This window comes from Nitrobacter sp. 62-13, from assembly GCF_001896955.1.
In the GTDB taxonomy this organism is placed as follows: Bacteria; Pseudomonadota; Alphaproteobacteria; order Rhizobiales; family Xanthobacteraceae; genus Nitrobacter.
Genome location: NZ_MKRN01000017.1, coordinates 1 through 12795 on the forward strand (window position 1 = coordinate 1; position 12795 = coordinate 12795).

General features: G+C 64.7%; 10 protein-coding genes, 1 tRNA gene and 2 pseudogenes. 3 read left to right on the forward strand and 10 right to left on the reverse strand.

All coding sequences use genetic code 11. The features are described from left to right. The 6 genes and pseudogenes from mraY to rsmH form a co-directional block, all read right to left on the reverse strand. Window positions 1-310: pseudogene (gene mraY / locus BGN91_RS02250) on the reverse strand (phospho-N-acetylmuramoyl-pentapeptide-transferase); the annotation flags it as partial. A gap of 8 nt (window positions 311-318) precedes the next feature. Further along, window positions 319-1758, reverse strand: coding sequence for a UDP-N-acetylmuramoylalanyl-D-glutamyl-2,6-diaminopimelate--D-alanyl-D-alanine ligase (locus tag BGN91_RS02255; protein ID WP_292610336.1), 1440 nt, complete (start codon window positions 1756-1758; stop codon window positions 319-321). Then, entirely contained in the window at window positions 1755-3212 is a 1458-nt protein-coding gene (locus BGN91_RS02260) for a UDP-N-acetylmuramoyl-L-alanyl-D-glutamate--2,6-diaminopimelate ligase (protein ID WP_292610337.1), read from the reverse strand. The genes BGN91_RS02255 and BGN91_RS02260 overlap by 4 nt, the downstream gene beginning before the upstream one ends. Window positions 3213-3248: 36 nt before the next feature. Then, a complete protein-coding gene (locus BGN91_RS02265) occupies window positions 3249-4991 on the reverse strand; it encodes a penicillin-binding protein 2 (RefSeq protein ID WP_292610409.1) in 1743 nt (580 codons plus the stop codon). A gap of 11 nt (window positions 4992-5002) precedes the next feature. Then, window positions 5003-5383 carry a hypothetical protein gene (locus BGN91_RS02270; RefSeq protein WP_292610338.1) on the reverse strand — a complete coding sequence of 127 codons (381 nt, stop codon included), beginning with the start codon at window positions 5381-5383 and terminating at the stop codon, window positions 5003-5005. Window positions 5384-5386: 3 nt separating this feature from the next. Next, the gene (rsmH, locus tag BGN91_RS02275) at window positions 5387-6382 is read right to left on the reverse strand and encodes a 16S rRNA (cytosine(1402)-N(4))-methyltransferase RsmH (RefSeq protein WP_292610410.1); all 996 of its coding nucleotides are present in this window, start codon (window positions 6380-6382) and stop codon (window positions 5387-5389) included. Between the two features lie 499 nt (window positions 6383-6881). On the opposite strand from rsmH, the gene BGN91_RS02280 reads away from it, so the two are divergent. Next, window positions 6882-7751: an N-acetylmuramoyl-L-alanine amidase gene (locus BGN91_RS02280; protein WP_292610339.1), complete on the forward strand. Its 870-nt coding sequence runs from the start codon at window positions 6882-6884 to the stop codon at window positions 7749-7751. A gap of 372 nt (window positions 7752-8123) precedes the next feature. On the opposite strand, the gene BGN91_RS02285 is transcribed toward BGN91_RS02280, so the two are convergent. After that, window positions 8124-8822 carry a hypothetical protein gene (locus BGN91_RS02285; RefSeq protein WP_292610340.1) on the reverse strand — a complete coding sequence of 233 codons (699 nt, stop codon included), beginning with the start codon at window positions 8820-8822 and terminating at the stop codon, window positions 8124-8126. A 148-nt stretch (window positions 8823-8970) separates the two neighbouring features. Here BGN91_RS02285 and BGN91_RS02290 point away from each other — a divergent pair, with 148 nt between their 5' ends. Beyond that, window positions 8971-9219: a CsbD family protein gene (locus BGN91_RS02290; protein WP_292610341.1), complete on the forward strand. Its 249-nt coding sequence runs from the start codon at window positions 8971-8973 to the stop codon at window positions 9217-9219. A gap of 514 nt (window positions 9220-9733) precedes the next feature. Here the strand turns inward: BGN91_RS02290 and BGN91_RS02295 are convergent. From BGN91_RS02295 to BGN91_RS02305, 3 genes are all read right to left on the reverse strand, one after another. Further along, window positions 9734-9810, reverse strand: a tRNA-His gene (locus BGN91_RS02295). Window positions 9811-10067: 257 nt separating this feature from the next. Beyond that, the gene (locus BGN91_RS02300) at window positions 10068-10481 is read right to left on the reverse strand and encodes a phasin (RefSeq protein WP_292610342.1); all 414 of its coding nucleotides are present in this window, start codon (window positions 10479-10481) and stop codon (window positions 10068-10070) included. Window positions 10482-10732: 251 nt separating this feature from the next. Continuing rightward, window positions 10733-11116 (reverse strand): phasin, encoded by a 384-nt coding sequence (locus BGN91_RS02305; protein ID WP_292610343.1) that lies wholly within the window; start codon window positions 11114-11116, stop codon window positions 10733-10735. A gap of 274 nt (window positions 11117-11390) precedes the next feature. Here BGN91_RS02305 and BGN91_RS02310 point away from each other — a divergent pair. Further along, a pseudogene (locus BGN91_RS02310) lies at window positions 11391-12795 on the forward strand (PAS domain-containing sensor histidine kinase); the annotation flags it as partial.

The following is a 12795-nucleotide window of genomic DNA, read 5'->3' on the forward strand; positions in this document are numbered from 1 at the left end:
GATTGAGCGGATTGGCCCACAGCACGGTCGACACCACAAGTCCCGACAGGATCATCAGGCCGCCCATTGTCGGCGTGCCCTTTTTGCTGATGAGATGCGACTGCGGCCCGTCGGCGCGGATCGGCTGTCCCTTGCCCTGGCGCAAGCGGAGGTTGTCGATGATCCAGGGGCCGAACAGGAACACGAACAACGCGCCCGTGACCATCGCACCGCCGGTGCGGAAAGTGATGTAGCGAAAGACGTTCAGGAGCGGCTTGAAAATGCCGAGTCCCGGAACAGTGTTGGAAAGATCGATCAACCAATAAAACATGTGAAACCCTAAACCGCGCCTCCGTCGTGCGCGGCGTTGCCGGGAAATCGCTTTTCGAGCGCCGTCACGATTACTTTCATTCGCGATCCGAGCGAGCCCTTGACCATGATGACGTCGCCGGCACGGATCGCTCCCACCACCTGCGATTCGAGCGCGCCCGATCCCTCTGCATAGCCGCCCCGCCTGCCGGAGGAAAGCGCATCCCACAGGTTGCGCATCAGCGGACCGCAGCAAAATACCATGTCGATGGCATTGGCATTGATCGGCTCGGTCAGGCCGCGGTGCAGATCGGCGCTTCCGGGGCCGAGTTCCAGCATGTCGCCCAGCACGGCGATGCGACGGCCCTGCGCGCCTGTTTCAGCCTGGCCGAGCACGTTGAGCGCCGCCGCCATCGAGGCCGGATTGGCGTTGTAGCTCTCGTCGATCAATGTCGCTTCGCCGTTCGGCACGGTCAGGGCATGGCGCACGCCGCGCCCCGCAGCCGGCTGCGCCTGCGACAGCGCAAGACCCGCAAGCGCGAGATCCGCCCCGGCCAGCGATGCCGCCGCCAGAACAGCCAGCGAGTTCATCGCCATGTGGCGGCCGGGCATGGCGAGCTTGTAGGTCAGTTCATGACCGAGAATTTTTGCATGCACCGCGGAGCAAGCCGGATGCAGCGCCACATCGAGCAGGCGCGCGTCGGCTTTCTGGTCCGCGCCGAACGAGACGGTCCTTGCAATGCCGAGTTTCCCGGCGCGCTGCAGCAGCCGCGGGAACTGCGCATTGTCGCGGTTCAGCACGACGGCGCCGCCCGGCTCGACGCCTTCGAAAATTTCCGCCTTGGCGTCGGCGATCGCTTCAATGCCGGAGAAAAATTCCAGATGCACCGGCTCGACCGTGGTGATAACGGCGATATGTGGCCGCACCATCTTCACCAGCGGCGCGATCTCGCCCGCGTGATTCATTCCGATCTCGAAGATCGCGAAACGCGCGTCCGCCGGGCAGCGCGCCAGCGTCAGCGGCACGCCCCAGTGGTTGTTGAACGAGGCTACCGAGGCGTGAGTCTTGCCCTGCGCAGCCAGCACGCTCCGTAATGCTTCCTTGGTCGAGGTCTTGCCGACCGAGCCCGTCACGGCGATCACCTGCGCTGAAAGCCGCGCGCGTGAGGTCCGCGCCAGATCGCACAATGCGGCAAGCACGTCGTCGACAATCAGCAAAGGCGCATCGGCAGCGAAGTTGTCACGCTGGGCGGCTTCGACCACCGCCAGCGCCGCACCTGCCTTCAAGGCGGCAGCGACGAAAGCGTGGCCGTCATGCACGTCACCCTTGATCGCGAAATAGGCTTCGCCAGGTGCAACGGTGCGGCTGTCGATGGAGACGCCGGCGATCGCCGCGGGCAACGCCCCTCGCCGTTTGGCGCGCATCGCCGCGGCCATCGCGTCCAGCGTCCACAACGGCTGCGTGCTCATGCCACTCTCGCTGCCAACGCCGCCGCCGCCGCCTCGTGATCGCTGAACGGCAGCACCCGGTCGCCGACGATCTGTCCGGTCTCGTGGCCCTTGCCGGCGATCAGCAGCGCGTCTCCGGGCTGCAGGTCCGCGATAGCGGTCTGGATCGCCTCGGCGCGATCGCCGATCTCGCGCGCGTCGCGCGCGGCCGCAAGGATCGCGGCGCGGATCGCGGCGGGATCTTCGCTGCGCGGATTGTCGTCGGTGACGATGACCGCATCGGCATTGTTGACGGCGATCTCGCCCATCAGCGGACGTTTGCCCGCGTCGCGGTCGCCGCCCGCGCCGAACACCACCACGAGCCGCCGCCTGGCATACGGCCGCAGCGCTTGCAGCGCCTTCGCCAGCGCGTCCGGCTTGTGAGCGTAATCGACGAAGACCGGCGCGCCGTTGCGCTCGCCAACCAGTTCGAGCCGCCCCTTGGCGCCTTCGAGATGCTCGAGCGCAGCGAACACCTGATCGGCGTCGCCGCCGGTGCCGATGACGAGGCCCGCCGACACCAGCGCGTTCTCGATCTGGAATTCGCCGACCAGGGGCAGGCGTATGATGCGATCGCGTCCGGCGTGTTCGAGAGTTACCCGTTGGGCAAAGCCCTCGATAGCGGCATCGACCAGACGAATGCCGAGGTGCGCGCCGTCGCCACGACGGCCGACCCGCATCACCGACAGGTTGCGCGCGACGGCGGCTTCGATCACCGTGCCCGAACAATCGTGATCGGCGGAAATCACGGCGACGCCGTCCGGCTCGACCAGTTCGCGGAACAGCCGCAGTTTCGTATCGAGATAGTGCGCGACGGTCGGATGATAATCCATGTGGTCGCGCGAGAGATTGGTGAAGCCGGCGGCGCGCACGCGAACGCCGTCGAGGCGATGCTGGTCGAGTCCGTGCGACGATGCCTCCAGCGCGAGATGCGTTACGCCCTCGCCGGCAAGCTGATCGAGTTCGCGATGCAGCGCGATCGGATCGGGCGTCGTCACCGAGCCGTACACGTTGCGCAAGGGCGAGACCACGCCGATGGTGCCGATGCTGGCGGCGGGATGCCCGAGCCGCTGCCAGATCTGCCGCGTGAAGGCTGCCACCGATGTCTTGCCGCTGGTGCCGGTGACGGCTGCGATCGTCCCCGGCTGCCGCGGAAAAAATTTCGCCGCCGCCAGCGCCAGCGCACGGCGCGGATTCGACGTCACGATGAACGGAACGCGGCCACCGACCGGCGCGTGCTCACCGACAACCGCAACGGCGCCGGACGCGACCGCGGCATCGACGAACCGAGCGCCATCGGTCGTCGTGCCGGCAAGCGCGAAAAACACATCGCCCGGCTTCACCTCGCGGCTGTCCACGGCAAGGCCGGTGACGGCCAGCTCGCCTGTCCGTGCATCCATGGCGGCATCATCGCCGAAAAGCTCGCGAAGTTTCATGCTCTCCTGGTCCCGGCCGCGCGGCTGACCCCGCGTTTACTGCGTCGCTCGGGATGCCGCAAGAATAAGGCGGTCGGACGGCGGCAGATCGAACCGCGGCTGCACGCCGAGAAGCGGCGCAATGCGCGCGATCACCTTGCCGCCGGTCGGCACCGCGTTCCAGCCCGAGGTGATGAAACCGAATGTCTCCTTGAGCGGCTGCGGCTCGTCCAGCATCACCAGAAGCTGGTACTGGGGGTTGTCCGCCGGCAGGATCGCAGTGAAGGCGTTGAGCACGCGCTTCTTGGCATAGCGGCCGTTGATGACCTTCTCGGCGGTGCCGGTCTTGCCGCCGACATAATAGCCCTTGACGTCCGCTTTCTTCGCGGTGCCGACCTCGGCGTTCAACCGCAGCAGGAAGCGCATCTTGTCGCTGGTCTCCTTTTTGATGACCCGCTTGGCGAGCTTCATCGCATCGGCTTCGGATCGCTTGAGGAAGGTCGGCGGAATGAGGTAACCGCCGTTGACGAGCGCATCGATTCCCATCACGGCCTGCAAAGGCGCCACCGCGATGCCGTGCCCGAAGGCGATGGTGACGGTGTTCAACTCGCCCCACTTGCGCGGCAGGATCGGCGAAGCGCTTTCCGGCAGTTCGGTGCGCAGGCGTTCCATCTGCCCCATCTTGCGCAGGAAGGCCTTGTGCGCCTCGACGCCTTGCGCAAGCGCGATCCGCGCCGCGCCGATGTTGGACGAATAGGTGAACACTTCTTTCATGTTGATGAAGCGACCGAGCCGATGGTCGTCATGGATCGTGAAGCGGCCGAAATGCAGCGGCGCGCGCGCGTCCCACATCGAATTCAGATCGTATTTGCCGGAATCGAGCGCCATCGCCAGCGTGAAGGCCTTGAAGGTCGAACCCATTTCGTACACGCCTGTGGTCAGACGGTTGATGCGATCGGGATCGTGGGCCTCCTTCGGGTTGTTCGGGTCGAAGTCCGGCAGCGAGACCATCGCGACGATCTCGCCGGTCCGCACATTGGAGACGAGGCCCGAGGCCGCCTTGGCGTGATAGTGCTCCTTGGCCTTGAGCAGTTCGTCGCGCAGCGCGTGCTCGACGCGCAGGTCGATCGACAGTTCCACCGGTTTCTGCAGGCGGTCGGTGGCGAAACCGGCGCGATGCAGATCGGCGAGCCCGTTGGTGTCGAGCCACTTCTCCATGCCTGCGATGCCCTGGTTGTCGATGTTGACCAGGCCGATCAGATGCGCGACCTCGCTGCCGCTCGGATAGACGCGCTTGTTCTCGCGCAGGAAGCCGATGCCCGGAATGCCGAGGTTGTGGATTTCCTTCTGCTGCAACGGGGTGATCTCGCGCTTCAGCCAGACGAAGCCCTTGCGGGTGCCGAGGCGCTGACGGACTTCGGCGGTCTCAAGGTCGGGAAGCGTCGCCGTCAGCAGCTCGACCGCCTCGTCGCGATCGATGATGCGGCGCGGCTCGCCGAACAGGCTCGGCGCCTTGACGTCGGTGGCGAGAATCTGGCCGTTGCGATCGACGATATCGGGCCGAGCGGTGGCGATCGCATCCTGCGACGCCGTGCGGTGTCCTCCCCGATCATCCGGGAATGCCGCAAACATCACAAGACGGGCCGCGATCACCGAATAGATCAGGCCGAATACAATAATGACGAGACCTACGCGCACCCGCGCCTTGGCGGCGCGATCGACGTTACGCCCGTAGAGCAGGCTGCGGATCGTGCTCTGGCTCCACGCCACCGACAGCGTGCGGCTGACGCGGCCGCGCATGTTCCAGCCGGTCATCGTGGGCCCTCCGACGCGGGAAGCGAGCCGGTGATGACATCGGGATCGACGATCTCGATCATGGCGCCGATCGGGTCGGACGTCCCGGGCGGCACCAGGCTCGGCGGCCGCTCCGGCAGGTTCTTCAGAGAATCGAATTGCGTGGCTTCAATGGGCTTCAGTTTCAGGTGCCGCTCGGCCAGAATCTGCAACCGTCTCGGCGCATCGAGCCTGGCCCATTCCGAACGCAAGGCCGCGATCGCCTCGCGCTGCTCGCGCACCTGCGCCTGAAGCCGCAGCACGCGCTCGGTGCGGGCCGTGGAATCCATCTTGATGCGGTAGACATACGACGCCGCATAGACCAGCGCGCAGACGACGAGGAAATGGATGATCCGCATCGATCAGCCTCCCCGCATCACGTTTGCGAGCGAAGGCCAGGCCGGATGCGTATCGGCGTCGAACGCGGGCGCGGCGGTGCGTTCGGCGGCGCGCAGCTTGGCGGAGCGGGCGCGCGGATTGGCGCGCACTTCGTCGTCCCCCGCCGTCACCGGACGCCGGGTCAGAATGGCAAAGCTCGGTGCGGCCCGTTCGATTTCCGGCAGGTGGCGCGAACCGCCGACCGCCTTGCCGCGCGCGGCGAAGAAGTTCTTGACGATACGGTCTTCCAGCGAATGAAAGGACACCACCGCGAGCCGCCCGCCCGGCTTGAGCACACGCTCCGCCGCCGCCAGCGCCGCGATCAGTTCATCAAGCTCCTCGTTGACGAAAATCCGCAACGCCTGGAACGTGCGCGTCGCCGGATGGATCTCGTGCGGCTTGGCGCGGACCACCTTCGAGACGATGTCGGCCAGCGCCCGCGTGGTCGCGATCGGCGCGTCCCGCCGTGCGGCAACGATGGCGCGCGCCACCGCACGCGAGCGCCGCTCCTCGCCGAAGACATAGATGATGTTGGCGAGATCGGTCTCGGAGGCGCGCGCCAACACGTCGGCCACGGTCGGCCCATGCGCGCTCATGCGCATGTCGAGCGGACCGTCGAGACGAAACGAGAAGCCGCGACCGGCTTCGTCGAGTTGCATCGAGGACACCCCGACATCCATGACGATGCCGTCGACGGCGTCAGCGCCCTCGGCGGCGCAGATCGCGGCGAGATTGGAAAAGCGGTCCTCGACCAGCGTCAGCCTGCCGCCGGACTCCTCGACCAGACCGAAGCCGCCGGCAATCGCGGTACGGTCGCGGTCGATCCCGATCACGCGGGTATCGGCAGTGGCTAGGATCGCGCGGGAATAGCCCCCGGCCCCGAAGGTCGCATCGACATAGACGCCTCCCGCACGCGGCGCGAGCATGGCGACGGCCTCGTGGCCGAGCACGGGCACATGGCGCACCGGCGCAGCCGTCATGGTCTCGCCCTCGTCCGCAGATGCAGTGCTCTCGACACGCGCGCGCCCATTCCGCCTTGAATGCCCGACAATCAACCGGCCGTTCCGGTCCTCGGGGCCCATCGCCACGGCGGGTCCGACCGGCTTGGTCCCCACCAGCTCCCGCGCCAGGAGATAGACTGACAAACCCGGGCTTCCGCATGGAATTTGAGGGGCTGCCATGGGGATTTCGAGCGCAAATGGGACCTCGGCCGCCCCGAAACCGGTTCGGCGCTTCATCACTCAGTAACGGCGGTTAGCGTTAAGAAAGGGTTGATGATTTTGCCTGGAATCGAGTTGTCGCGCCCCGATGCGCTGGAGCCTGACGCCACCCGTCCAAAGTCGGGGAAAAGGCGAAAGACGGTCAGGCTTCGATTGCCTGCCGGACCAGGCGTCCGGATAGTGATCCTACTGTGAGTCGTCGAAACGGACCGCGCGCTTCACGCCGCGTGCCGTTCTCTTATCTGTTTTGGGTCGTTGCATGCTATCAGGTTCGTTCGCATACGCTTATTCTGACCCCAGACGTCGACGCCCTCTCCCGGTCCCCAAGGCTATCGCTGGAATGCCGACCTTCATCCCGGACTCATCGGTCGTCTCCGACACCGTGCCTTCCATGAACTTCGGCGACCGGGCCAAAGGGCGTCAGCCTGACATGATCGTGCTGCACTACACCGGAATGCCCGACGTCGAGGGCGCGCTGGCGCGGCTGTGCACCTCGGGCACCGACGTGTCCGCACATTATGTCGTGCTCGAGGACGGGCGCGTTGTGCAGTGCGTCCAGGAGGCGAAGCGAGCCTGGCACGCCGGCGTCGCCTCATGGGCCGGCGAGGAAGACATCAACTCCTGCTCGATCGGTATCGAGATCGTCAATCGCGGCCACGACTGGGGCTATCCGGATTTTCCGCTGCGGCAGATCGCTGCCGTCATCGCGCTGTGCCGCGGCATCATTATTCGCCGCGACATTCCGCCCTGGCGTGTCGTCGGGCATTCCGACGTCGCGCCGGCACGCAAGAAAGACCCCGGCGAAAAATTTCCGTGGCACGCGCTGGCGGATTCCGGCGTCGGGCAATGGGTCCGGCCGACGCCGATCGTGCCGGGCGAGGTGATGAAGATCGGCAGCGAGGGCGACGCTGTCCACGCGCTCCAGCAGTCGCTGGCGCGATACGGCTACGGCATCAAGGCCAGCGGGACATTCGACAACACCACCGCGGAGGTGGTGACGGCCTTTCAGCGTCACTTCAGGCCGGAACGTGTCGACGGCGTCGCCGATCCATCGACGCTGACGACGTTGCAAGCCCTGCTTGAGAGCCTGCCGGCGCCGGCCAACGCGGAGTCGGACAAAAGCAGCTAAGGGCTTGCCGTTCGAGCGGTTCGCGCTTTGACGGAAAGTTTCCGCCCGCTCCGTGCTCACCGCAATGGAAAAGCCGCCGAAATCGTCGTATACTTGGCTTTGTTGTCAGTGGCACACGCCGGGTGACAACCGGCCGCTACGGGGATGATGGACGTAGCCTCTTTTGCCGGTTTCAGGCTGCGGTACCAACGCATCGGCACGCGTTTTGTCTAACCCGTGCCCGGCGTGTGATTTTTACGCAGGACGTCGGCCGTTACAGGGAACGGCAGCGGCGCTCAACAAGCGCAACCTTCAATCAGTTGAACAATCCAAGGCTTCTTCCCAATCTGGAGCCTGGCAAACTGCCGGGCGCAACCCGTTCCGATAACGCCGTTACCCCGGCAGTTCCGCAACGAATTCGGGCGCTTCGAGACCGGAGTCGGCGAAGAAGGACAAGATCGCGGCCTTCGACCAATATTGTTCGATAAGCAATCTGGCGAAGCGTTCCTTTTCCCGCGCGAACCTTGCTATCAGCGTATCGATGCTGTCCGGCTTCTTTCCGAACAGCTCGGCGTTCCACGGTTGCTCGTTGAAAAAGTCCTCTTCAAGCACCGTTCGTTCGGAAACACCGTCGTTGGCCTCGCCGCGCCGCGCGCGCACGGCTTCCGACACTTCCGTGATCAGGGTGAAAAGCCGCGCCTGTTCAATGAGAAGATCCTGAGTCGGAAAAACATTCTCCACCAGCAGGCCCGGCACGAAGTCGCGCGCCAGGGCGGTCGCAAGCTGCATCCAGGCATCCTCCGGCGATCGCGCGGCGATTTTATAGAAGTCGAACAGCGCCATCCATCGGCCACGCAATTCCTCGACCTGGGCATCGTACCATCGCGACCAGACCGAGTGCTCGCCGACCGGCCCGCCTGCTTTCCTGGCCGCGTCGATCCGCGCCAGCAATCCCAGGTCGACCCGCATGGGATCGCTCAACCGTTCGGGAAGATCAGGCGCGCGGTACTCCTCAAGATCGTGAACAAATTCAGTCGCATCGGCGTCCGGATAGGACGTTTTGTGTTTTCCGCTTCCTGTCTTCTGCGTCACGCAACGACTCCCCGATAGGGCGATCCAGCAATCAACTTCGTAGCCGCGCCAGTGAAATCGAGGCTTGCATACGGGGTGCGACCATTTGACCACGGAACAAACATGCAGGGACCGTTTTCTCCTTCGCTACCATGGAGGAGGACTAAAAATGGACTGGAATCGGATTGAAGAAAACTGGGATCAGGTCAAGTACAAGGTCAGAGATCAGTGGGGCAAGTTCACTTTCGACGACCTTTGGGAGATCGCCGGCAACAAGGAGCAGCTCGAGAAAAAGCTGCAGCAGCGATACGGGTGGGGAACAGAGTTCACAAAAAAGGAAGTCGACAACTGGTATTCGACGAAGGCCCTGTCCTGGCCTGACAAGTTGAACGAACCGCCCCGCTGGATGGGGTACTGAGCGTTTTCCGGCTAAGCGGAACTCGATTAGCCCGGGCAATGCTCTTGAGCGATGACCAGCGCGTATTCCGATCACAATCGGCTTTTTGATATGCGCTGATGGCGGTTCGGCCGCGTTTTCGTGAATGTGACGTCGCCGCCAGGGAATGTACGCAGCAGGCAGCCAGGTGCAGCGGATGCACTGCTGTTATCTCCGGCGGCGATCGACGACAGCACGCGCCGAAGAAGAAAACGACCGACGGTGCGCCGGGGATCTGGTAGCCCCCGGCGTACCCGAGAAAGGGCCTCGCCCTTCGGGTTGACGGCGCAGCCGTCTCCGCCATCGGCCCTCCCGGCGTTGCGCGCCTGAAGGCCCCCTTGGAGCAATCGCTATCTCTACGAGAATCTCGGGGTTCGATCGCCGCTCTGGTGCATCGGCTCGGGTGAGATCGTCATCGCGCTGCATCCGCAACTTACCGTCGCGCGCCGCATCGCCGCGGTGGACACGGCGACTTCAACTAACCGGTTGAATTGCTTGGTACAGTTGGGTGGGCTCGAACCACCGACCTCCTGTTCCACAGACAGGCGCTCTAACCAACTGAGCTACAACTGCATCCGGCTCGCGTCCTGAAAACGGTTGCGAACGGGGCGGAAACTAGGAGCAACGCCCTGCTTTGGCAAGGCCGCAACGGCCGGTTATAAGCCGGCCGCTTGGCTCAGCGACGGAAACTGCTCTTACACGTCGCCAGCCGGTGCCAGGCTCGGCTTCCGCGCGAAATAAAGGAAACGCTCGCCGACATTCCGGCGGAAACCACCCCCGCAACGGCAAACCCGGACCGGATCTGTCGCAGGCCGGAAACGTTCCGTCGATCAGGCGGTCGGCTGGAACAGTTTCGACGCGCCCGTCCTGATGGGCTCGGCGGTCTCAACCGCGATCTCCTGAGCCAGTTCGGTGAGCTCCCTCGCCTGGGCCGCAAACGTCCCGAATTGCCTGCGGGCGTGGCTGCTCCACACTTCCGTCGCATCCGACAGCGACTTGGCTCCGACCAACTCCTGCAGGAAATCGAAGCCGGCGCTGGTGTTGGCCTGACCGAAGCCGAGCAGCTTCGAAGAGTAGGCATGCGCGCCCTTGCTGGCGGCGTTGAATACCGCCTCGATGGCGCCGTTGCCGTCCTGCGCGGCTTCCTTGAATTTCGCATAGTTGTCGCGGGCCTGCGCGATGCCTTTTTCGGCGAATGCGCGCACCTGCTCGGGGACTTCGAACGGATCGGTTGTGTTGGTCATGGCACATGTCCTTCGCATCGGATGAAACCGCGTGATCCGCAAGCGGCCGTTCGAAGCGGCGGAAACGGATCACGGATGCCCGGATTCGGGATTGTCGATCTCGAGAGCGGGCAAGGCAGCCTCCTACATCCTTATCATAACGATTGTGCAACGCAACCAAGATATTGCGGCGCAAAAGCCGTATCCTGAAAGAACCTGAGGCGATCCGGTAGGCTGAGCTCGAAGCGCCAGGGTTCGGTCGCGGGCCCGCGTCAGATTTTGGGCTTCCCCATTTCCATGGCGGCCCGGCCCATGCTTTGCCCTATTTCGCTGGCCTGTTCGGTCAGCGCCTTCATCTGGCTTTGCACATATTCGGTGTGCAGCCGCATCACCTCGGAAAGATCGGTGGCGCGGAGAAGCTTCTCGGCATAGTCCAGCGACGCCGTCATATTCTGCTGGGCGAAGGAGATCGCCTTGCTGCTGATGTCGCGAACGCTGCTGCGAACCGCCTGGTTGCGTCCGTCGATCGAACTCGCAGTCTGCTGGGCTCCGCTCAGAAAACTGTCGAAAGCCTTGCGCGCCTGCTCGAAACCGGCTTCGGCCATCGACCGCATGTCGTTCGGAATCTCGAAACGGTCACGCCCTTCATCGCTCATGGTCGCCACTCCTGTTGCATGCCCTCGCGCTGGTTTCTTTCACGGCTTCCCCATCGTGGACCTCTGGTTTGCTTTTGCAACACCTCAACGTGCTTCGGGCCGCGGAGGTCCATGAACGCCGGCCGAATTAAGATTATCCGGGCTTTAGCGGGGATTACGGAGTGCGGGCCGTGGACCTGAGAGAAGCCGAACGCGATACTGACAAACCGCCACCGGCGCCCGCATGCGCAGCGGCGACAGACACCAACCAGAGACGTCGAACGACACGGTGCCCATGACCAGCGCCGACACCAGCGCCGATTTCCAGTTGCAGGGCGTGACCGATCCGCGGCTCGCCGTTCACGCGGCAGCAGCACAGCCCGCGTGGCTGTGGTCGTTCGACGGCACGCGCGTGCTGTGGACCAATCCGGTCGGCGCTTCCATGTTCGGCGCTGCCAACACGTCGGCGCTTGCATCGCGACACTTCGGTCCAGACGATCCGCACCGGCAGCAGGTGTCGCGACTTGCCGACCGGCTACTGCCGACCGGAGCGGTGCGGCTCGAACGCCTGCGCGGCTTCGGCGCTATGCTCGGCGGCCTCGTCACCTGCGCCTGCGCGCGGCTGGATTTTCCGGACGGCACCGACGGCATCCTCATCACCTGCGTGGAGCCGGTCAGCGGCGGCCTGCCGCTGATCGAACGCTTGCAGCGCCTGGTGGATGGCATCGACAGGCCGATCGCCGCGTTCGAACGCGACGGGCGATTGGTGGGCGCCAGCGACGCCGCGCGGCCGCTGCTCGGTTTTCACAGCCTGGCGGAGCCCGGGCTGGAGGGCGCGCGCGAAGAGGCGCTGCGCGAGGGCCGCGCGGAGACGTCGACAGGTCCGTTGCACATGGTGCTGCAACGGGTCGGCAGCGGCGGCGACGTCGGACTCGTCGCGCTGCTCGCGCCGCAAATCGCAGATCCTTCGACGGGAAGCGGGCCTGAATCGCAATCCGCACCGCCGTCACTGAGCGAGGCAGCCGTTGCCCCGCAGGCAGTCGAGCCGACAGGACATCCTGCGGCCGATGCATCGCCCGCACCCGACGACGCCCCGCCGCGCGATTCCCATCCGCGGATGCGTCGCCATCCCCTGCGCTTCATGTGGCGGATGGATGCAGAAGGCCGCTTCTCGCTCGGCTCCGACGACTTCACCCGCGTGATCGGCATGCGCACGGCGGCCGGCTTCGGCCGGTTGTGGAGCGAGATCACGGAGGTGCTCGGACTCGATCCCGAAGGCCGCGTTGCGAAAGCCGTCGCCACCCGCGACACCTGGAGCGGCATCACGCTGCTTTGGCCCGTCGACGGATCCGACCTGCGTTTGCCGGTCGAATTGTCGGGGCTGCCGATCTACGATCGCGCGCGGAATTTCGCAGGCTATCGCGGCTTCGGCGTCTGCCGCGATCGCGACAGTCTGGCTCGGCTCGCAGCGCATCGGCATCACGAATTTTTGTTCAACGAGACCTCCTCTCTACAGCCGGCAGCCACATCGACGTCTTCCGACGCAACGCCCGCCGCAGAATTTTCACTTCAGCCAGCAGAACCGGACACCGTCGTGGAAACCCCCAAGAATGTCCTGCCGTTCAGGTCCCCGACCGACCTGAAGCCTCCTTCGCTCACCCCTGTCGAGAACAATGCCTTCAACGAACTGGCTCGGCAGC